The 19,846-nt window shown below is 71.2% G+C and carries 20 protein-coding genes; 7 read left to right on the top strand and 13 right to left on the bottom strand.

The features are described from left to right. Positions 1–11: 11 nt before the first annotated feature. Complete coding sequence (locus tag BLW32_RS06980) at positions 12–617, bottom strand: DUF4245 domain-containing protein (protein WP_074850410.1); 606 nt, start codon at positions 615–617, stop codon at positions 12–14. Positions 618–783: 166 nt separating this feature from the next. Here BLW32_RS06980 and glpX point away from each other — a divergent pair, with 166 nt between their 5' ends. Together glpX and BLW32_RS06970 are read left to right on the top strand one after the other, a co-directional pair. Further along, on the top strand, positions 784–1,791 hold the full coding sequence (gene glpX, locus BLW32_RS06975) for a class II fructose-bisphosphatase (protein WP_068524443.1): 1,008 nt from the start codon (positions 784–786) through the stop codon (positions 1,789–1,791). A gap of 59 nt (positions 1,792–1,850) precedes the next feature. Beyond that, positions 1,851–3,269, top strand: coding sequence for a class II fumarate hydratase (locus BLW32_RS06970; protein ID WP_068524442.1), 1,419 nt, complete (start codon positions 1,851–1,853; stop codon positions 3,267–3,269). Positions 3,270–3,293: 24 nt separating this feature from the next. Here BLW32_RS06970 and BLW32_RS06965 read toward each other — a convergent pair whose 3' ends face one another. Both BLW32_RS06965 and BLW32_RS06960 read right to left on the bottom strand, forming a co-directional pair. Beyond that, the gene (locus BLW32_RS06965; RefSeq protein WP_139286095.1) at positions 3,294–3,881 is read right to left on the bottom strand and encodes an NPCBM/NEW2 domain-containing protein; all 588 of its coding nucleotides are present in this window, start codon (positions 3,879–3,881) and stop codon (positions 3,294–3,296) included. Positions 3,882–3,919: 38 nt separating this feature from the next. Continuing rightward, on the bottom strand, positions 3,920–4,237 hold the full coding sequence (locus BLW32_RS06960) for a hypothetical protein (protein WP_068524440.1): 318 nt from the start codon (positions 4,235–4,237) through the stop codon (positions 3,920–3,922). A gap of 192 nt (positions 4,238–4,429) precedes the next feature. Between BLW32_RS06960 and BLW32_RS06955 the strand changes: the two genes are divergently transcribed. Then, positions 4,430–5,962, top strand: a complete 1,533-nt coding sequence (locus BLW32_RS06955; protein ID WP_068741051.1) for a serine/threonine-protein kinase — start codon at positions 4,430–4,432, stop codon at positions 5,960–5,962. A 10-nt stretch (positions 5,963–5,972) separates the two neighbouring features. After that, positions 5,973–6,554, top strand: a complete 582-nt coding sequence (locus tag BLW32_RS06950; protein WP_068741243.1) for a class I SAM-dependent DNA methyltransferase — start codon at positions 5,973–5,975, stop codon at positions 6,552–6,554. A 48-nt stretch (positions 6,555–6,602) separates the two neighbouring features. On the opposite strand, the gene BLW32_RS06945 is transcribed toward BLW32_RS06950, so the two are convergent. Next, positions 6,603–8,297 (bottom strand): fumarate hydratase, encoded by a 1,695-nt coding sequence (locus BLW32_RS06945; RefSeq protein WP_068524438.1) that lies wholly within the window; start codon positions 8,295–8,297, stop codon positions 6,603–6,605. Positions 8,298–8,376: 79 nt separating this feature from the next. Beyond that, entirely contained in the window at positions 8,377–8,820 is a 444-nt protein-coding gene (locus BLW32_RS06940; RefSeq protein WP_068524437.1) for an anthrone oxygenase family protein, read from the bottom strand. Positions 8,821–8,900: 80 nt separating this feature from the next. On the opposite strand from BLW32_RS06940, the gene BLW32_RS06935 reads away from it, so the two are divergent. Next, a complete protein-coding gene (locus BLW32_RS06935; protein WP_231857336.1) occupies positions 8,901–9,857 on the top strand; it encodes an AraC family transcriptional regulator in 957 nt (318 codons plus the stop codon). Here BLW32_RS06935 and BLW32_RS06930 read toward each other — a convergent pair. Further along, positions 9,850–11,178 carry a permease prefix domain 1-containing protein gene (locus BLW32_RS06930; RefSeq protein WP_068741050.1) on the bottom strand — a complete coding sequence of 443 codons (1,329 nt, stop codon included), beginning with the start codon at positions 11,176–11,178 and terminating at the stop codon, positions 9,850–9,852. The two genes, BLW32_RS06935 and BLW32_RS06930, sit on opposite strands and share 8 nt — an antisense overlap. After that, positions 11,175–11,525, bottom strand: a complete 351-nt coding sequence (locus BLW32_RS06925) for a PadR family transcriptional regulator (protein WP_068741049.1) — start codon at positions 11,523–11,525, stop codon at positions 11,175–11,177. The genes BLW32_RS06930 and BLW32_RS06925 overlap by 4 nt, the downstream gene beginning before the upstream one ends. A 123-nt stretch (positions 11,526–11,648) precedes the next feature. On the opposite strand from BLW32_RS06925, the gene BLW32_RS06920 reads away from it, so the two are divergent. Continuing rightward, on the top strand, positions 11,649–12,827 hold the full coding sequence (locus tag BLW32_RS06920; protein WP_231857335.1) for a GNAT family N-acetyltransferase: 1,179 nt from the start codon (positions 11,649–11,651) through the stop codon (positions 12,825–12,827). A gap of 36 nt (positions 12,828–12,863) precedes the next feature. Here BLW32_RS06920 and BLW32_RS06915 read toward each other — a convergent pair whose 3' ends face one another. The 6 genes from BLW32_RS06915 to BLW32_RS06890 all read right to left on the bottom strand — a co-directional run bounded on the left by BLW32_RS06915 (position 12,864) and on the right by BLW32_RS06890 (position 18,844). After that, a complete protein-coding gene (locus BLW32_RS06915) occupies positions 12,864–13,358 on the bottom strand; it encodes a GNAT family N-acetyltransferase (RefSeq protein ID WP_068741048.1) in 495 nt (164 codons plus the stop codon). A gap of 63 nt (positions 13,359–13,421) precedes the next feature. After that, a complete protein-coding gene (gene phoH2, locus BLW32_RS06910; RefSeq protein WP_074850406.1) occupies positions 13,422–14,729 on the bottom strand; it encodes an RNA 5'-3' helicase PhoH2 in 1,308 nt (435 codons plus the stop codon). Between the two features lie 266 nt (positions 14,730–14,995). Beyond that, on the bottom strand, positions 14,996–15,826 hold the full coding sequence (locus BLW32_RS06905; RefSeq protein ID WP_068524432.1) for an acyl-ACP desaturase: 831 nt from the start codon (positions 15,824–15,826) through the stop codon (positions 14,996–14,998). A gap of 32 nt (positions 15,827–15,858) precedes the next feature. Then, positions 15,859–16,296, bottom strand: a complete 438-nt coding sequence (locus tag BLW32_RS27435) for a hypothetical protein (RefSeq protein ID WP_068741047.1) — start codon at positions 16,294–16,296, stop codon at positions 15,859–15,861. A gap of 28 nt (positions 16,297–16,324) precedes the next feature. Then, positions 16,325–17,623: a serine hydroxymethyltransferase gene (gene glyA / locus BLW32_RS06895; protein ID WP_068524430.1), complete on the bottom strand. Its 1,299-nt coding sequence runs from the start codon at positions 17,621–17,623 to the stop codon at positions 16,325–16,327. Between the two features lie 9 nt (positions 17,624–17,632). Next, on the bottom strand, positions 17,633–18,844 hold the full coding sequence (locus tag BLW32_RS06890; RefSeq protein ID WP_068741046.1) for a hypothetical protein: 1,212 nt from the start codon (positions 18,842–18,844) through the stop codon (positions 17,633–17,635). A gap of 33 nt (positions 18,845–18,877) precedes the next feature. Here BLW32_RS06890 and coaA point away from each other — a divergent pair, with 33 nt between their 5' ends. After that, entirely contained in the window at positions 18,878–19,813 is a 936-nt protein-coding gene (gene coaA, locus BLW32_RS06885; protein ID WP_068524428.1) for a type I pantothenate kinase, read from the top strand. The last annotated feature ends 33 nt before the right edge of the window (positions 19,814–19,846 follow it).

The following is a 19,846-nucleotide window of genomic DNA, read 5'->3' as shown; positions in this document are numbered from 1 at the left end:
GGCCATCCGCCCTACTTCGGCGCGGGCGCCCCGGACCGGGGCAGCGGCTGCTGGGACTGCACCGCGGCCGCCAGCTCGGTGAACCGCGGCACGGTGCCACCGCCGAAGACGACGAGCACGGCACCGTCGACCTGGAGGACCCACGCGCTGCGGTTCTTGTCGTTCGGGCCGTAGACGTCCCAGGTCCGCCCCTCGACGGGGACCGTGCCGGAGGGCTTGGCCTTGGTGCCGTAGACGGACTCGAGCACCACGTCGACGGGCGAGCCGGACTGCGAGAGCTGCAGCGAGTTCTTCTCGGGCGTCACGTAATTGACGGAGAAGACCTTGCCGCCGACGACGTCGTCGTCGCGGGTGGCCGTGGCCTTCCAGCCCGCCGGCACCCCGTCGACCACGTCCGCGCCGCCCGGAATCCGCACCGGGAAGCCGAGCGTGTCCGCGGACACCTGGTAGACGCCCTTGGGGTTGATCGCCTCCACGGTCTCGTCCTTCGGGTCGGCGCCGAAGCCGAGCTTGAAGTTGCCCGACGCGAACAGGACGATCAGGCACAGCGCGATCAGCGGGACCATCGTGAACACCATGTCGCGACGGTTCTGCAGGATCCGGGGTTTGTCAGCCACGACGTCCAGTATCCCGGGCGCGACGGCCGGCGGTGGAGGCGGGCATGGTCCGGCCGCGCGTCTCGGCGCCCCGGCCCGACCGGCCCCGTCGCCGAACGGTAGGGCATGGAAGAATCGAGCGAGGCCCGCCGCGCCCACCCGCGCGCATCGAGATCCGGAGGAATCCATGTCCGATACCCACGCTGAGAAGAACCCCATCGCGCCGGACCGGAACCTGGCCATGGAGCTGGTCCGCGTGACCGAGGCCGGCGCGCTCGCCGCGGGCCGCTGGGTGGGGCGCGGCCAGAAGGAGTCGGGCGACGGCGCGGCGGTGGACGCGATGCGCCAGCTGGTCTCGACGGTGTCGATGAGCGGCGTGGTCGTGATCGGCGAGGGCGAGAAGGACGAGGCGCCCATGCTCTACAACGGCGAAGAGGTGGGCAACGGCTTCGGCCCGTCGACCGACGTCGCCGTGGACCCCGTCGACGGCACGACCCTGATGGCCAAGGGCATGCCGGGCTCGATCGCGGTGCTCGCGGTCGCCGAGCGCGGCGCCATGTACGACCCCTCGGCCGTGTTCTACATGAACAAGATCGCCGTGGGCCCCGAGGCCGCCGGCGTCATCGACATCCAGGCGCCCATCGCCGACAACATCGCCAAGGTCGCCAAGGCCAAGGGCATCAAGGTCACCGATGTGACGCTGACGGTGCTCGACCGCCCCCGGCACGAGCAGCTCATCGCCGACATCCGCGCGACCGGCGCGATCGTGCGCCTCATCTCCGACGGTGACGTGGCCGGCGCCATCGCCGCCGCCCGCCCCGAGGCCAAGACCGACATCCTCGTCGGCATCGGCGGCACCCCCGAGGGGATCATCGCCGCGGCCGCGCTGCGCTGCATGGGCGGCGAGCTGCAGGGCACCCTGGCGCCGACGTCGGACGAGGAGAAGCACCGCCTCGCCGACCTGGGCATCGACCCGAACCAGGTGCTCGGCACCACCGACCTGGTGCGCGGCGACCACGTCTACTTCGCAGCGACCGGCGTGACCGACGGCGACCTGCTGCGCGGCGTGAAGTACCGCGCCGACGGCGCGACCACGCAGTCGATCGTGATGCGCAGCAAGTCGGGCACGGTCCGCACCGTCGACGCGACGCACCGCCTGACCAAGCTGAAGACGTACGCGCAGATCTTCGACTGAGAGTGATCTTCTCCTCGGGCCCTGGGAATGATCCCGGGGCCCGAGTACTTTTCTAAGGTATGGCTAACAACGCTGATACCCCGGAGACCGAGTACCGCATCGAGCACGACACCATGGGCGAGGTCCGGGTGCCGGTGAACGCGCTGTGGCGGGCGCAGACGCAGCGCGCGGTGGAGAACTTCCCGATCAGCTTCCGCCCGCTGGAGCGCGCGCAGATCCGCGCCATGGGGCTGCTGAAGGCGGCTGCGGCGCAGGTGAACCAGGACCTCGGGCTGCTGGCGCCGGAGAAGGCCGCCGCCATCGTCGCCGCCGCGCAGGAGATCGCCGACGGGCTGCACGACGACCAGTTCCCCATCGACGTCTTCCAGACCGGCTCGGGTACCAGCTCGAACATGAACGCCAACGAGGTGATCGCCTCCCTCGCCGGCCGCGCCGGCGTGCAGGTGCACCCGAACGACGATGTGAACATGTCGCAGTCGTCGAACGACACGTTCCCGACGGCGACGCACGTCGCGGCCACCGAGGCCGCCGTGACCACCCTGATCCCCGCGCTGGAGCACCTGCAGGCGGCGCTGGCGGCGAAGGCCGTTTCCTGGCGCGAGGTGGTCAAGTCCGGCCGCACGCACCTCATGGACGCGGTGCCCGTGACGCTGGGCCAGGAGTTCGGCGGCTACGCCCGGCAGGTCGAGGCCGGCGTCGAGCGGGTCCGCGCCACGCTCCCCCGCGTCGGCGAGGTCCCGATCGGCGGCACCGCCGTGGGCACGGGGCTCAACGCGCCGGAGCGCTTCGGCTCGCTCGTCGTGGCCGAGCTGGTGCGCCTCACGGGTGTGGAGGACATCCGCCTGGCGAAGGACAACTTCGAGGCGCAGGCGGCGCGCGACGGGCTCGTGGAGCTGTCGGGCGCGCTGCGCACGATCGCCGTCTCGCTCACCAAGATCGCCAACGACGTGCGCTGGATGGGCTCCGGCCCGCTCACCGGCCTCGGCGAGATCGCGCTGCCCGACCTGCAGCCCGGCAGTTCGATCATGCCCGGCAAGGTCAATCCTGTCCTCCCCGAGGCGGTGACGCAGGTGGCCGCGCAGGTGATCGGCAACGACGCCGCGGTCGCGTGGGGCGGCGGCAACGGCGCCTTCGAGCTCAACGTCTACATCCCGATGATGGCCCGCAACGTGCTCGAGTCGATCGCGCTGCTGGCGAACGTCTCCCGGCTGTTCGCGGACCGCTGCATCGAGGGGCTCGTCGCGCACGAGGACCGGCTCCGGACGCTGGCCGAGTCGTCGCCGTCGATCGTGACGCCGCTGAACTCGCTCATCGGCTACGAGGAGGCGGCGGCCGTCGCGAAGCAGGCGCTCAAGGAGGGCAAGACGATCCGGCAGACCGTGATCGATCGCGGGCTGATCGGCGAGAAGCTGACGCTGGAGGAACTCGATCGTCGACTGGACGTGCTGGCGATGGCGAACGTCGACCGGGTCAGGTGAGGCCGCGGCGGCCCGTCCGGACGATCAGGTGAGACTCGCCGCGCCGATGGCGCCGTAGGGCGCCGCGGCGGGCGCGCACTCGCCGTCGATCGCGAGGGCGGAGACGGTGACCGACCGGGCACCGTCGAGCGGGATCGCGACGTCCTGCGGCCGGCCGTCGCGCGTGAGCGTGGCGGCCAGCCTGGTCTCCCCGTCGACGATGAGCGAGATCCGCACCCGGAGGGCCGGCGGTGTGTGCGGCTGGAGTCCCAGGACGCCGGTGAGCCTCGCGAACTCGCCGCCGAGCCGGTAGACCGCCGTCGAGGCCGTGCCCTCGCAACCGATCCAGACGCCGGTAGCGCTGCGGTACGTGGTGCCCGCCAGCGTCGCGGTGAGGGCCTGGCCGGTGTCGCCGACGGCGCTGGAGGACGCGAGCCGGGTGTAGAGCGGCGTGCCGGTGGGCGTCGGCTCGTCCTGCTCCATCGTGGTGGCCGACGACGCGGCGGCCGCCTTCGCCTCGACGCTGTGCGCGCCCGGGTGCGCCTCGTCCGACGGTGCCGCCTGCGCGCCACAGCCGGCGGTCGCGAGCGCGGCCGCGCAGGTCAATGCCGTGAAACTTGTTCTCCATCCCACCCGCTGAGGATAGCCTGTCGCCGTCGCGCGGCGCGCGACTATCCCCGGCGACGGTCGACGAGCAAGTAGGACGCGCCCGCCGCCACGGCGGCCACCCCGAGCACGGACGGCCATGCGCCGACCTTCTTCGCCAGCGGGTGCGAGGCACCGAATCCGCCCAGGTAGACCGCCCCGAGCGCGGCCGCGGTCCCCGCTCCGGCCTTCGCGTACCAGCCCTGCGCCGCCGCGGCGCCCGCCGCGGCGAGCACGACGCCGCCGAGCGGGCGGATCCCCGTCTCCCGTGCGATGTAGTACCCGCCCACGAGGCCGGCTGCGGCGATCGGTGCGGTGCCGATCCGGTCGATGATCTTCGTCATGCCCCGACATTACCCACTACCGTGCGTAGTAGATCTGCGGCCTGCGGGTAGCGCTCGATCGCCTGCGGTTTCGGCGCACGAATCGCAGGTCGCCGTCGCCGAAACCGCGGCGAACCAAGGCGCATGGTTCTCGGGATGAACCCGTGATCCAACGGTGTGCGCTCGCGGTAGGTTCTTCGCGGGGAGGTCAGCATGACATTGGAGCAGGGTGAGGTCTTCGCCGGCTACACGATCGTTCGGAAGCTCGGCGCGGGCGGTATGGGCGAGGTCTACCTCGCGCAACACCCGCGACTTCCTCGGCAGGACGCGATCAAGGTGCTGCCTCCGCACCTCGCCTCCGACGAGGCCTTCAGGCTCAGATTCCTCCGCGAAGCAGACCTTGCCGCAGGACTGAATCACCCGAACATCGTCGGCGTCCTCGACCGCGGGGAGGACGACGGTCGTCTCTGGCTGTCGATGCCGTACGTCGAGGGGGTCGACGCCGCCGAACGCCTGCACGCGAGTCCTCACGGTCTCCCCCTCTCCGAGGTCGCGGCGATCATCAGCGACACGGCGTCGGCGCTGGACTACGCGCACCAACGGGGCGTGCTCCACCGCGATGTGAAGCCGGCCAACGTACTTCTCGACGGATCACGGGCGCTCCTCTCGGATTTCGGGATCGCCCGCGCCGCCGGCGACACGTCGGATCTGACAGCAACGGGAACGACCATCGGCTCGGTCGCGTACGCCGCACCGGAGCAACTCCGAGGAGAGCCCGTCGGCCCCGCTGCCGACGTCTACTCATTGGCCGCCACCGCATTCGCTCTGCTCACGGGCCACCGGCCGTTCGAACGCAGTAACCCCGCGGCGGTTGTGGCCGCTGCCCTTGAGGGGCAGATTCCGTCGGCCCTCACGGCCCGGCCCGATCTGCCTCCGGCCATCGACACCGTTCTCGCCAATGGGATGGCCAGCGCCTCGCGTGACCGCCCCGCCACGGCGGGAGAGTTCGCCGAGCAACTGTCGTCGGCAGCTACCGCCGGCTCGGGTGATTCCACGATCGTCCGACCGGTTCCTGCGGATCACCAGTACGACTCCACTGTGATCGCTCCCGCGCAGACGCCGCTGCCTGCACATCCGACGAAGGGCCTCGCGGGTTCAACGACGCCGCGTCGAGGGGGACGCCGGCGATGGGCTCTCCCGGCGGCCGTGACGACAGCGGTGGTCGTCGGCGCATCGGTCGCAGGAGCAGTCGTCCTCACCCGCCCCGACAAATCCGGGCCCCCTACCGCCGCCAATCCCGCAGCGAGCGTCGCCGCGTCGGCGGCGGGGCACCCCTCCACGATCACGGCGACACCATCGACGGTGACCGTCCAGCCGCCGGCGACGGTGACCGCCCTTCCAGCACGACCTCCCTCGGACCTGGGACTCACCAAACCGGTGAGCACACCCTCGTGCGACGGGCGATACATCCTCGTGCTGGTCTCCATCGAGGAGTCGAACCCATCGTTGCGGACGCTCATCGGCCAACGACTCACGGCCGAACCGACCGCGCAGTACTTCTACAGCGGCGCACTCAATTGCAACTCGATCAACGCGGTCGACACGAACGGCGAGCGGTTCTACACGCCGTACATCGACTACGGAACGAACTTGAGCGCAGCGTGTTACGCCGTTCAGCACAGAGACCAGACGTACGTGAGGACGCTCCGCAACGGCGTCGCGATAGGAACGAATCCCTGCGGGTAGCTTGGACGGCATGAGCACGCCGCGCTGGTTCACGGACACCAAAGAAGGCCACAGCGAGTGGTACATCGAGCGATTCCGGGCGATGGCGCGCGAGGGCGCGGACCTCGCGGGTGAGGCGCGGCTGGTCGATGCGATGGTGGGCCGCCGGTCGCGGATCCTCGACGCGGGGTGCGGGCCGGGCCGGATCGGTGGATACCTGCACTCCGTCGGCCACGACGTGACCGGCGTCGACGTGGACCCGAAGCTCATCGCCGCGGCGCAGCAGGATCACCCGGGCCCGCGGTGGCTCGTGCAGGACCTCGCGGAGCTGGACCTCGACGGGACCTTCGACGCGATCGTCTGCGCGGGCAACGTGCTGGTCTTCGTCGCCGAGGGCACGGAGACGACGGTGCTCGCGAACTTCCGGAAGCACTTGACACCGGAGGGTTTCGCGATCGTCGGCTTCCACACCGACCGCGGGCTCACCCCGGAGCAGTTGGACGCCCACGCCGCCGAGGCCGGGCTGCGGACCGATCTCCGCCTCGCGACATGGGACGTCAAGCCGTGGCACGCCGACGCCGATTTCGCCGTGACGGTCCTGCGCCCGGCCTGACGGAACGAGCGGCGCACCGTCGAACCCGACGGCGGTGCGCCGGACGGCTTACCGCTCCTTGGAGCGCACCCGAATCCCGCTGAGCGGCAGCGCGACCTCACCCGACGGATCGGTGAAGAAGTCGTTGCCCTTGTCGTCGACGACGATGAACGCGGGGAAGTTCTCGACCTCGATCTTCCACACCGCCTCCATGCCGAGCTCGGGGTACTCGATGACCTCCTGCGACTTGATGCAGTCGAGGGCCAGGCGCGCGGCGGGGCCGCCGATGGAGCCGAGGTAGAAGCCGCCGTGATCGTTGCAGGCCTGCGTGACCTGCTTGGACCGGTTGCCCTTGGCCAGCATGACCATCGAGCCGCCCGCGGCCTGGAACTGGTCGACGTAGCTGTCCATGCGGCCCGCGGTGGTGGGGCCGAAGGAGCCCGACGCCATGCCCTCCGGCGTCTTCGCCGGGCCGGCGTAGTAGACCGGGTGGTCCTTGAGGTACTGCGGCATGGGCTGCCCCGAGTCCAGCAGGTCCTTGATCTTGGCGTGCGCGATGTCGCGCGCGACGACCAACGGGCCGGTCAGCGACAGGCGGGTCTTCACCGGGTACTTCGACAGCTCGGCGAGGATCTCGGGCATCGGCCGGTTCAGGTCGATCTCGACGACCGCGCCGCCCTCGATGTCCTCCGCGACGCCGGCGTCCGGCATGTACTGCGCCGGGTCGGTCTCGAGCTGCTCGAGGAAGACGCCGTCGGCCGTGATCTTGCCCAGCGCCTGGCGATCCGCGGAGCAGGAGACGGCGATGGCCACGGGCAGGGAGGCGCCGTGCCGCGGCAGGCGCACCACGCGCACGTCGTGGCAGAAGTACTTGCCGCCGAACTGCGCGCCGATGCCGAAGGACTGGGTGAGCTCGAAGACCTTCTCCTCCAGCTCCTTGTCGCGGAAGCCGTGCGCCGCGATGGAACCGGTCTCGGGCAGCTCGTCGAGGTAGTGCGCCGAGGCGTACTTCGCGGTCTTCAGCGCGAACTCCGCCGACGTGCCGCCGATGACGATCGCGAGGTGGTACGGCGGGCAGGCCGCGGTGCCGAGCGAGCGGATCTTCTCGTCGAGGAACGTCAGGATGCGGTCCGGGTTGAGGATCGCCTTCGTCTCCTGGAACAGGAACGACTTGTTGGCCGAGCCGCCGCCCTTGGCCATGAACAGGAACTTGTACTCCGGCCCCTTCGGCCCCTGCTCGGTGGCGTAGATCTCCACCTGGGCCGGCAGGTTGGTGCCGGTGTTCTTCTCCTCGTACATGGTGATGGGCGCGTTCTGCGAGTACCGCAGGTTGAGCTTGGTGTACGCGTCGTAGACGCCGCGGGAGATCCACTCCCCGTCGTCGACGCCGGTCAGCACGCCCTCGCCCTTCTTGCCCATCACGATCGCGGTGCCGGTGTCCTGGCACATCGGCAGCACGCCGCCGGCGGAGATGTTGACGTTCTTGAGCAGGTCGAGCGCCACGAAGCGGTCGTTGCCCGACGCCTCGGGGTCGTCGATGATCCTCCGCAGCTGCTGTAGGTGGGCGGGCCGCAGGTAGTGGCTGATGTCGTGCATCGCCTCCGCGGTCAGCTGCTGCAGCGCCTCGGGCGCGACCTTGAGGAACTTCTGCCCGTCGACCTCGAAGGTCTCCACGCCCTCGGCCGTGACGAGCCGGTACGGCGTCGAGTCGGGACCGATGGGCAGCAGGTCGGAATAGATGAATTCGGGGCTGTTCGAAGTCACGCATCGAGGGTATTCCCCGGCCTGACGCCGGTCCGGGTTAGGCTGCCCTACCTGCGGGGATCCGGGCCCGACGGTGCCGTCAGCGCAGGGCCGGGATCGCGAGACCGACGGCGGCCACGACGCTGAGCCACAGGCGTGCCAGGTTCCATACTCCCCAGGTACGCGCGAACTCGGACCATTCGACGGTGCCCGCCATGAGCCGCTGGTTCAGGGGGACGTTCACCGCCACCGTGAAGACGAACGCCGCTACCGCACACAGCGCGCCCAGCACGCCCGCGACCGTCCGGGCGTCGAAACCGTCTGCGATCACCAGCCAGATCGCGGCCACGACCGGCAGCAGCGCGCCCAGCATGAAGAGCGCCAGGAAGGGCGGCCGCTCGACCGCGACGTTCATCCGGCGCATGGCGTCGGCGCCGTCGGGTGCGCCCCGCTCGGCCGTGATCACCGTGGCGTAAGCGAAGTAGAAGCCGGCCAGCACCGCGCTGAGCAGGGCGGCCGATCCGAGGAGGAGTTTGAGTGTCATGGATCAAGGATCGCGCCGGATCGTGGCGTGATCCATGGTCAAACCCCCTGATTCCATACGCATTCGTCTAATCTGACGGCATGGACCCGCTGTTCCGGATGGTGTCCGGTCTCCGCGCGCACGGCCTGTTCTCCCTGCGCATCTCGATGGTGCCGCCGTGGTCGGTCGACATCGACGACGGCGCTCCGCTGAGCGTGATCGCCGTCGACCGCGGCGCCGCGTGGATCGCCGGAACGGGCAGCCCGATCCGGCTCGACGCGGGCGCCGTCGCGCTGGTCGCGCACGGGCCGCACTACGTCGTCGCCGACGAGCCCGATCGGCCGCCGACCGTGCGGATCGAACAGGGCGGCACGTGCGTGCCGCTCACCGAGTCGATGCGGTCGACCACGCACCGCGGGCTACTCACCTGGGGCAACCACGACGAGGGGCCCGATCAGCTCTTGGTCGGCACGTACGCCTCGGCCTCCCAGGTGGGCCGGCACCTCGTGGAGCAGCTCCCCGAATTCACGGTGCTGCCGCCCGGGGAGGTCGACGACGCGCTGATCGGGCTGATGCGGCGCGAGCTCGCGGATCCGCGGCCCGGGCACAGCTTCGTCATCGACCGGCTCCTCGACGTCGTGGTGTGCGCCGCCATCCGGTCGGCGGCGCGCACCGCCCCGACGGGCTGGCTGTCGGGCACCGTCGACGACGTGGTGGCCGGCGCCCTCGACCTGATCCACGAGTCGCCGGAGCGGCCCTGGACGGTCGCCTCGCTCGCCGGCGCGCTGCACGTCTCCCGGGCCGGGCTCGCCGCGCGGTTCCGCGCCGGGGTCGGTGAGCCGCCCGGGCGGTATCTCACGCTCTGGCGGCTCACCCTCGCGGCCGACGCGCTGACCTCCTCCGACGACGGGCTCGACGCGATCGCCCGGCGCGTGGGCTACGGCTCCGCGTTCGCCCTGAGCGCCGCGTTCAAGCGGCACCACGGCCTGAGCCCGTCGCAATTCCGCGCCCGCGAGGCGGCGGCACCCGTCGAGACCGCCGCTGCTCCGGTCAGCTGAATCCGAACAACGGAGGGAAGGCGAGGGCGACGACCGCGGCCCACCCCGCGTACGCCGGGAGCGAGCTCGTCTGCCAGCGCTCGATCGCGGCGAAGTCGCGGCGCCCCCGGACGAATCCGATCCCCCGCCACGCCGCACCGGCGAGGACCACCAGCAGGATCAGATTCAGCCCCAGCACGGCGGCCTTGTTCGGCGACGTGCCGAACTCCGCGGTGCGGGTGATCATCGCGACCAGCACCACGAGGTCCACGGCGATCGCGGCGACCACGAGCGCCACCTGCAGCCGGTCGAAGACGTCGGGGCGGCGGCGCGGATCGCGGGCCGAGACCGCGTACAGGAGCAGCCCGACGACGAGGACGAGCACGACCGTCATGAGCACGAGCAGGTCGCGGTCGCCGCCGACCAGGCCGGGGCGCGAGGCGAAGGCCCCCAGCACCACGACGAGCATGACCAGCGTGATCGGGGTGAAGATCCGCGTGAGGACCGGCGCGATGTTCTCGATCACCTCCTGCTTGGCCTCGACGAGCCACGCGGCGATCAACACGGCTCCGCCGACGCACGCCGGCAGCGCCCACTCGGTGATCGGCGACTCCGCGTCCAGCCCGACGGCGCTCAGCGCGGAGATCGTCAGCCCCATGATCGCGCCGCCGCCGAGGGCGATGAGCAGGAAGTAGATGACGAATTCGCCGGTGAATCGCACGAAGTCCATCCGCCGCGGCGCCGAGCGCCACGCGCCGCCCGTGTAGGCGACGCCCACGCCGGCCCACAGCACCACCGGAGCGCCGACGACGGCCAGGATCTCGGTGGACCCGCCGGACGCGAACGGATACACCGCGAGCAGCCCTGCCATCACGGCGAACCCGCCGAGCACCGTCGCCGCCACCCGCGCCGGCATCGCCCGCTTCCACGCGAAGTAGCCGACCAGGAACGGCGCGATCGCGAAACCGACGAACCGCGGCGCGGATTCGCCGAGGAGATGCAGTACGGTGAGCAGTGCCAGCCCGGCGGCGGCGCCGAGGGTGAGAACCACCGGCAGCTCGCCGCGGCGCCCGGTCTCGTCGTCGGCGCTGCCCAGCACGAGCTGCTTCCAGAGTCGATCGGAGTGCTCGCGGGCGAACTCGTGCGCCACCGCGTCGGCGGCGCCCATGCGCTTCACCGCGACGAGGAAGGACTCGTCGCCGTCCAGGCCGCGAGTCTCCAGGTCGGCGATCTGGTCGCGCAGGTGGGATTCGAGCTCATCGACCTCGTCGGCCCGCATGCGGCGCCGGCCCTCCAGGTACCCGCGCCACTGCCGGATCTGGGCGTCGACCGGGCCGGTCATGCGAGCCCCGGCTGCGGCGCACCGCCGGACCAGAGACCGTCGAGGGCGGCACTGACGACCCGCCACTGGTCCCGACGGTCCGCGAGGGCCTCCCGTCCGGCGGGCGTGATGGCGTAGTGCTTGCGCTTGCGGCCGGTGTCGGCGACCTCCCAGCGGGCTTCCACGTGGCCGAGGCGCTCCAGCCGGTGGAGCAGCGGGTAGAGCATGCCGTCGGACCACTCGAGCCGCCCGCCGGAGAGCTCACGGACGCGGGTGAGGATCGCGTAGCCGTAGCTGTCGCCGTGGCTGAGAATGCTCAGCACCAGCGGGGTCGCCGACGCGGCGACCAGATCCTTGTCGATGTGCATCGCTCCTCCATACCTAGAGCCACTAGGTACACATATACCTTGCGGTTCTAGGTACGACAAGCCCTCCGCCGCCCGCTACGACCCTGCGGTGGCGGGCATGCACATCCAGTACCCTGGACAGACGTGACCGAAGTCCCCCACGTGGCCGCACGGCCGGTGCCGCCCACGCTCCCGGGATCGCGCGCGGGCGCCATCGCGTCCGCCTCCGGCGAGGGCGTGCCACTCCCCGAGCACGAATTCTTCGTCGAGGAGTTCCGGGGGATCACGATCGTCGTCGCGCTGCCCCTGATCGACGACGCGACTCTCGGGGCGGCCGGCCGCACGGTCGACGCCTTCAGGGCGGGGGACACGCGCTTCGTCTTCGTCGTTCCGGCCGACCGGGTCGAGGTGGCCGCCGCCGCGATCGGGGGGCGTGCGGTGCACGGAGCGTCGACCTGGAACGACGACTTCGTCGCCGACCTCTGGCTCACCGTCACCGACGCGAAGCGTGTCGTCGTCGGGGCGGATCCCGCCGCCCTGGCGCGCACCGCGGGGGCCGTGTCCACGAGCGTCCGCGCCTCGAAGATGGTGCTCACCGACCCGGGCGGGGGCTGGGGCACCCCGCCCCGCAGCTACGCCGACATCGACCTGCACGGTGAGCGGCTCGCGGCCCACCTGGCCGAACGCGGACTCCCCGACTACGCGCCCGCCGCGCAGGCGGCGCTCGTGGGCGGGGCGTACAGCGTGAACCTCTGCCGCGCCGAGGACCTCGCCTACGAGCTCCTCACGTTCGACGGGCGCGGCACGGTGCTCACGCACGGCCGGTACCTGCACCTGACACCGCTCCAGGTCGACGACTTCGCCCGGATCGAATCGCTGGTGGGCCAGGGCGTCCGGGAGGGCATCCTCAAACCTCGCAGCCGCGCCGAGATCGCCAGGATGGCGGCCGGCGGCCTCGGCGCCCGGGTGCTCCGCACCGGTCACCTCGCGGGCGTGGTCGGACTGGAGGTGGACCGGTACGCCGGCACCGGTTACGGCGAGGTGTCGGGCCTGATCACCGTCGCCGAGTTCTCCGGTCTCGGCGCCGGGAGCCTCCTCATCGACGGATTGTTCGAGCTCTGCCGCACCCGGGGATTGACGCACGTCTTCGCCGTAACGGTGAGCGACAGCGCCGCCGACTTCTTCGCCCGGCGAGGCTTCCGGGAGGTCGGGCACCGGGACGTCCCGGCAACGAAGTGGGAGGGCTACGACGCCGAGCGCCTCGCCGTCGCCCGCTGCTTCCTGCGCCCCGTCGAGAACCCCTCCGGCTCCGCACCGTCGTAGTCGGCATCGACGACACCGGCCTACTCCCGGCAGGGCTCAGAGCTGCCGCAGGAACGCCACCCTGTCCTGCCCCGGACCGTCGTAGTCGGCGTGCACCGGCACCCCGTCGACCTCGCGATCGCCGGGCTCGACCTCGAACCCCAGGGCGCGGTGGAAGGCGATCGAACCCCGGTTCTGCGGCGACGTGATCGCACGGACCGAGGTTCGCCCGGCACTGGCCGCACGCTCGAAGAACGCGGAGTACAAACGCCGAGCGACGCCCTGACCACGCAGGTCGGGGTCCACGCCGACGAAATGGATGTACGCCTCCGCGCGCCGGTCGGCGGAATCGAATCCCACGAGGAAGGCCCGCACCCCGGACGCGTCCTCGAGGACCAGGCTCGTGCCCGCGAAGTGCTGCAGGAACAGGCGGGGCAGCAGGAGCGAGAGCTCGCGCGACTGTTCAGGAGATCGCGAATCACCCCACCAGCGCTGTACGCAGCGCACCAGGGCGCCGTGGTCGTCGGTCCTCGCTCGCCGGAGCTGCTGCACGTCGCTCTCCCAGGTTTCGACGGTGCCGGACCGGGCGGCCCGGCACCGTCGAATCTACGAGCCCTACGCGCCGGGGGCGAACTCCTCCAGCATCTCGGTGACGAGCGCGGCGATCGGCGAGCGCTCGGACCGCGTGAGCGTGACGTGCGCGAACAGCGGGTGGCCCTTGAGCTTCTCGATGACCGCGGCCACACCGTCGTGCCGGCCGACGCGCAGGTTGTCGCGCTGCGCCACGTCGTGCGTGAGCACCACCCGCGAGCCCGAGCCGAGGCGCGAGAGGACCGTGAGCAGCACGTTGCGCTCCAGGGATTGCGCCTCGTCGACGATGACGAAGGAGTCGTGCAGCGAACGGCCGCGGATGTGCGTGAGCGGCAGCACCTCCAGCATCCCGCGCGACATCACCTCGTCCATCACCTCCGGGGAGGCGAGGCCGTCGAGGGTGTCGTAGACGGCCTGCGCCCACGGCCCCATCTTCTCGTTCTCGGAGCCGGGCAGGTAGCCGAGGTCCTGGCCGCCCACGGCGTACAGCGGGCGGAAGACGACGACCTTGCGCTGCGTCCGCTTCTCCAGCACGGCCTCCAGGCCGGCGCAGAGCGCCAGCGCCGACTTGCCGGTGCCGGCCTTGCCGCCGAGGGAGACGATGCCCACCGACTCGTCGAGCAGTAGGTCGAGGGCGACGCGCTGCTCGGCGCTGCGGCCGTGCAGCCCGAAGGCCTCGCGGTCGCCGCGCACCAGCTGCAGCTGCTTCTCCGCCGTCACGCGGCCCAGCGCGCTCGACGTTCCTCCGAGCAGCCGCACGCCGGTGTTGCACGGGAGGTCCCGCGCGGCGTCGTGGTCGACCACCCCGTTCGCGAACAGCCCGTCGATCACCTCGCGGGAGACCTCCAGCTCCTCCATGCCGGTCCACCCGGAGGTCACCACGTCCTGCGCCCGGTACTCGTCGGCATCGAGGCCCACCGCGCCGGCCTTGACCCGCAGCGGGATGTCCTTCGAGACCAGCACCACGTCGCGGCCCTCGGCGCGCAGGTTCAGCGCGCACGCGAGGATGCGGGAGTCGTTGGTCTCCGTACGGAAACCGACCGGCAGCACCGTCGGATCGATGTGGTTGAGCTCCACCTGGACCGTGCCCCCGCCCGGGGTGGGGATCGGCTGGTCGAGTCGGCCGTGCTCGAGCCGCATGTCGTCGAGCATGCGCAGGGACTCGCGGGCGAACCAGCCGAGTTCGGCGTGGTGACGCTTGCCCTCGAGTTCGCTGATCACCACGAGCGGGAGCACGACGTCGTGCTCGGCGAAGCGGGTGATGGCCCAGGGATCGGACAGCAGGACGGAGGTGTCGAGCACGTACGTGCGGGGGGTCTCACGGAAAGACACGGTGACGCTCCTAGCCTGCGCGGCGCCCACGCAAGCGTGTAGCTGCGGCCGGCCGGTCCAAACGCCCTCGGTGCGCGGTTTACGCCCCGACGACGAGGACCGGGGCCGGCCCTCTCGCGACGATGAGTCGAGTCACGGTTGGAACCTCCCGGGACGAACTGCTTCCCCGCAATCCGTCACCGCCAAACTAACGCCGAACGCGCCGCGCGGCCCGGAGGCTGCGCGGCGCGTTCGTGAACACTTCGTTACGGGCCGGGGACCCGTTGTTACAGGGCCAGACCCCAGGTCGCGAGGAGGCCGTTGAGGATCTCGCGGTCGCGCTCGGGCGAGCTGATACCGGCCTCGGTGACGATGCGCCGGGCCTCGTCCAGGCCGTCGGCGGTCTCGGCCCCGATCGGCGACGCGAGGCGCGCCTGGCCGAGGAGGGCGTCCTTGACGTGGCCCTCGTTGACGTCGAGCGCGACGGTCAGCAGCTCGGTCCAGTACTGCTGCTGCACGCGGTCGTCGTTCGCGACCTTGCGGAGCGTGGTGACCAGGCCGGCGGGCGTGCCCTCGGCGGTCTCGGCGTAGTCGGCGAGGCGGTCGAAGTAGTCCGCGGAGAGCGCCTCGTGGACGATCACCATGGCGATCTGCTCGGCGATGTGGATCTCGTCGCGGGTGCCCTCGTACTGGCGGTAGCCGCGGGTCACCGCCTCGAGGCGCCACATCTCCAGCTGCTCGACGTCGCAGGTGCGGCTGACCACGACGTGGTCGCGCAGGGCGATGCCGTGGCGGTTCTCCTCGGCGGTCCAGTGGCCGACGAACTTGCCCCAGTCCGACTCGATGAGGTGGTGCTGCGCCAGCAGGCGGTGGAAGGACGGCAGGTGGTCCTTGGTCAGCAGGCCCAGGATGAGGCCGTTGCTGACCACCGCGTCGACCTTGACGTCGGCGGGGACGAAGTCCTCGCCGCCGAGGAAGGCGTAGTTGCGGCCGTCGTCCCACGGGACGAAGTCGTGCGGCTGCCAGGCGTCGCCGGCCTCGACGTAAGCCGCGCGGATGTCCGGCAGCGCCTTGTCGATGGCGAGCGTCAGGTCGTCCTCTGAAGTGCTGGAAGTCACCCGGACACTGTAAGGCAGCGCCCACCCGGCCTTCAAACCACGGTGACGACGACCCCGGCGACCGCGACCACGCCGGGCGCGCGGCCGGTCACCTCGACGTACCGATCGGTCTGGGTGATCCGGCAGCCGTCGGACGCGGCCGCGACCTCCCGATCCGCCAGGTCCACGACCCCGGCGGGGCCGATCACGGTGTAGTCGGCCGCCCGGCCGGCGAGCTGCTCCGATCGGCCGACTCCGAGCGTGATCGCCCGCTGTGCGGGCCGCCCGTCGGGCTGTGTCGTGGGCGTCGCGGTCGCGCGGCTGGTGAGGCCCTGTCCGTAGACGATGGCCGGATGGCCCCCGCTGTAGACGCGGCCGCTGCACTCGACGTTCTCGTCGGAGCCGGACCGGGTGACCAGCAGCACGACGACCGCCACGGCGGCCACGGCGAGGACCGTCGCGATCCCGGCGATCACGCCCGTCCGCTTCATCCGACGATCCCTCCCCCGGCGTCGCCGGTCAGCGCGAGAGCAGTCCCCAGTCCTCGAGGCCCTCGTACAGCGGGACCTCGAGCGCCAGGGCGGAGACGCGGGCGCGCAACGCTGCGGTGTCGGCGGCCTTGCCCTGCGCGAGGGCGGTGCCGATGATGTCGGCGACCTCGGTGAACTCCTTCTCACCGAAGCCGCGGCTCGCGAGGGCGGCGGTGCCGATCCGCAGGCCGGAGGTGACCATCGGCGGGCGCGGGTCGAAGGGCACGGCGTTGCGGTTGACGGTGATGCCCACCTCGTGGAGGAGGTCCTCGGCCTGCTGGCCATCGAGATCACTGTTGCGCAGGTCGACGAGCACGAGGTGCACGTCGGTGCCGCCGGTGAGGACGGTGACGCCGGCGTCGGCCACGTCCTTGCCGTTCAGGCGGTCGGCGAGGATCTTGGCACCGTCGAGCGTGCGCTGCTGCTTCTCGCGGAACTCCTCCGTGCCCGCGACCTTGAGTGCGACGGCCTTGGCCGCGATCACGTGCATGAGCGGGCCGCCCTGCTGGCCGGGGAAGACCGCGGAGTTGAGCTTCTTGGCCCACTCCTGCTTCGCCAGGATGATGCCGGAGCGGGGGCCGCCGAGGGTCTTGTGCACGGTGCTCGACACGACGTCGGCGTGCGGGACGGGGCTGGGGTGCAGGCCCGCGGCGACGAGACCGGCGAAGTGCGCCATGTCGACCCAGAGGTGGGCGCCCACCTCGTCGGCGATCGAGCGGAAGGCCGCGAAGTCGAGCTGCCGCGGGTACGCGGACCAGCCGGCGACGATCACCTTGGGCTTGGTGTCGAGGGCGATCTTGCGCACCTCGTCCATGTCGACCCGGTGGTCCTCCTTGGAGACGCCGTAGAAGACGTTCTCGTAGAGCTTGCCGGAGAAGTTCAGGCGCATGCCGTGCGTGAGGTGACCGCCGTGCGCGAGGTCGAGGCCCATGAGCGTCTCGCCCGGCTCCATGAGCGCCTGCAGCACGGCCGCGTTGGCCTGCGCGCCCGAGTGCGGCTGGACGTTGGCGAAGTCTGCGCCGAAGAGCTCCTTGGCCCGGTTGCGGGCGAGATCCTCGACCACGTCGACGTACTCGCAGCCGCCGTAGTAGCGGCGGCCGGGGTAGCCCTCGGCGTACTTGTTGGTGAGCACGGACCCCTGCGCCTGCAGCACGGCGCGCGGCACGAAGTTCTCCGAGGCGATCATCTCCAGCGTGTCGCGCTGCCGCGCGAGCTCGCCGTTCATGGCGGCCGCGACCTCGGGATCGAGTTCGGCCAGGGACGCGGAGTTCACGCTGGAATCGCTCATGCGGTCATCCTAAGCCGCGAGCTCCCGCCGCAGCGCAGACGGGGTGAGGGGCTCGTCGAGCAGCCTCCCGAACCGGTCGAGCCGCGCGGGCCCGGAATCGGCGCGATCGAGCCAGGTGCCGAGCAGCGCGTAGCCCTCGACGTAGGTACTGATGTACGCCCGCCACAGCGGCGAGCCGACGAAGCGCAGCGACTGCCGCGCGCTGCGCTCGGCCATGAGGCCCCAGCGCTGCAGGTAGGCGGCCACGTCGTCCTCGCTCGCGTGCTGGTCGTGCAGCAGCAGCGCGGCGTCCTGTCGCACGTGCAGCAGGCCCGACGAGGCCGCCGCGATCCGCTCGGCGAGCTCCCCGTCGAAGGTCAGGCCGAGGTCGGCGTAGATCTCCTGGGCCCAGCGGCCCCAGCCGGGGCCGATCGCGGCGCCGAGCGCGTGGTCGGCCAGCCCCTCGGCCATGAGGCACTGCGGCGTGTTGACCAGGAAGATCGTCTGCTCGGGCTGGTTCTCCCCCGCCACCAGGAGGTGTTCCTTGCGGCAGTGCTCGGTGTGGTGCCCGGGGTAGGCCTCGTGCGCGATGAGGTGGGGCAGCCCCGAGAGGTACTGGGGCAGGTCACCGTTGACCGCGACCCGCGAGGTGTAGTCGCCGAGGTAGTAGTTGAAGCCGGACCAGGGCTTGTCGTGCTCGATCTCGAAGCGCACCGTCTCCGCGTCCGGCAGGGGATACCGCTCGCGCACGACGTCGCGCAGCGCACCGGCCAGGGCGTCGACCACCTCCGGGACGCGCTCGGCGGGCACGAGGAAGCGGTCGCGCTGCGCCTGCATGCGGGGCTGCAGTGGGCCCGACCCGGGCAGGAGCTCGTCGAGGGCGGCGTGCGCCGCCTCGTAGTCGGCCGTGTCGCCCAGCGCGATGTCGACGTCGAAGTAGGCCTTCACCTCGTCGACGAAGCCGATCGGCGCACCGTCGAACTTGCGCGCCGAGCACTCGAGCGCCGCGACGTGCCCGGCCAGGAACTCCCGTCGCTGCGGGGTCAGCGAGGCCTCGGCCGCGACATCGCGCAGCAGGGTGCGGGCCTCGGCGGCGAGCCGGGCCGGGTCGGGCGCGTCCTCGGCCTCCACGGCCCGACGGTGCGCCGGGTCGCCGAAGTAGGCGTCCACGAATCCGGATTCGATGCGGTCGAACCGCAGGCCGAGCCGCAGGTAACGGTCGGTGACGCTCAGCTCCTCCATGCGTGCCAGACTAGAGGGCATGTCTGACGCGGGGTGCCTCGTCCGGTGAGCGAACCGAGCCCGTACATCGAGCTCGACCGCGCTCAGTGGCGCGAGCTCCGACAGTCGACGCCGCTGTCGCTGACCGAGGCGGACCTGTCCGACCTCCGCGGCCTGGGCGAGCAGATCGACCTCGCCGAGGTCGCCGAGGTCTACCTCCCCGTCTCCCGCCTCATCCACCTGCAGGTCGCCGCGCGGCAGCGGCTCTACGCCGCGACCGCGACCTTCCTCGGCGAGCAGCGGCACAACGCGCAGGTCCCCTTCGTCATCGGCGTGGCCGGCTCGGTCGCGGTCGGCAAGTCCACGACGGCCCGCGTGCTGCAGGCGCTGCTCGCGCGCTGGGACTCGCACCCCCGCGTGGACCTGGTGACCACCGACGGCTTCCTGCACCCCACCGCGGAGCTGGAGCGACGGGGCATCATGCACCGCAAGGGCTTCCCCGAGTCCTACGACCGGCGCGCGCTGCTCCGCTTCGTGACCACGGTGAAGTCGGGCGCGGAGGACGCGACGGCGCCCATGTACTCGCACCAGCTCTACGACATCGTGCCCGGCGAGTTCATCCACGTCCGCCGGCCCGACATCCTCATCGTCGAGGGGCTCAACGTGCTCCAGACCGGCCCGCGGCTCATGGTCTCGGACCTGTTCGACTTCTCGGTGTACGTCGACGCGCGGATCGAGGACATCGAGCGCTGGTACGTCGACCGGTTCCTGTCGATGCGGACGACGTCCTTCGCGGACCCCGCCTCGCACTTCCATCACTACGCCGGGCTCTCCGATACCGAGGCGCGCGACCGGGCCGAGGGCATCTGGGCGGGCATCAACCGCCCGAACCTGGTGCAGAACATCCTGCCCACGCGCCCGCGCGCGACGCTGGTGCTGCGCAAGGACTCCGACCACTCGATCAACCGCGTTCGGCTGCGCAAGCTCTGACGGTCCGCGCCCCGCGGCGCACCGTCGCGCCTA

It is taken from the genome of Tsukamurella tyrosinosolvens (assembly GCF_900104775.1).
Lineage (GTDB): Bacteria > Actinomycetota > Actinomycetes > Mycobacteriales > Mycobacteriaceae > Tsukamurella > Tsukamurella tyrosinosolvens.
Note: the sequence above shows the minus strand (reverse complement) of the source record. Positions and strands in the feature narration are given on the sequence as shown.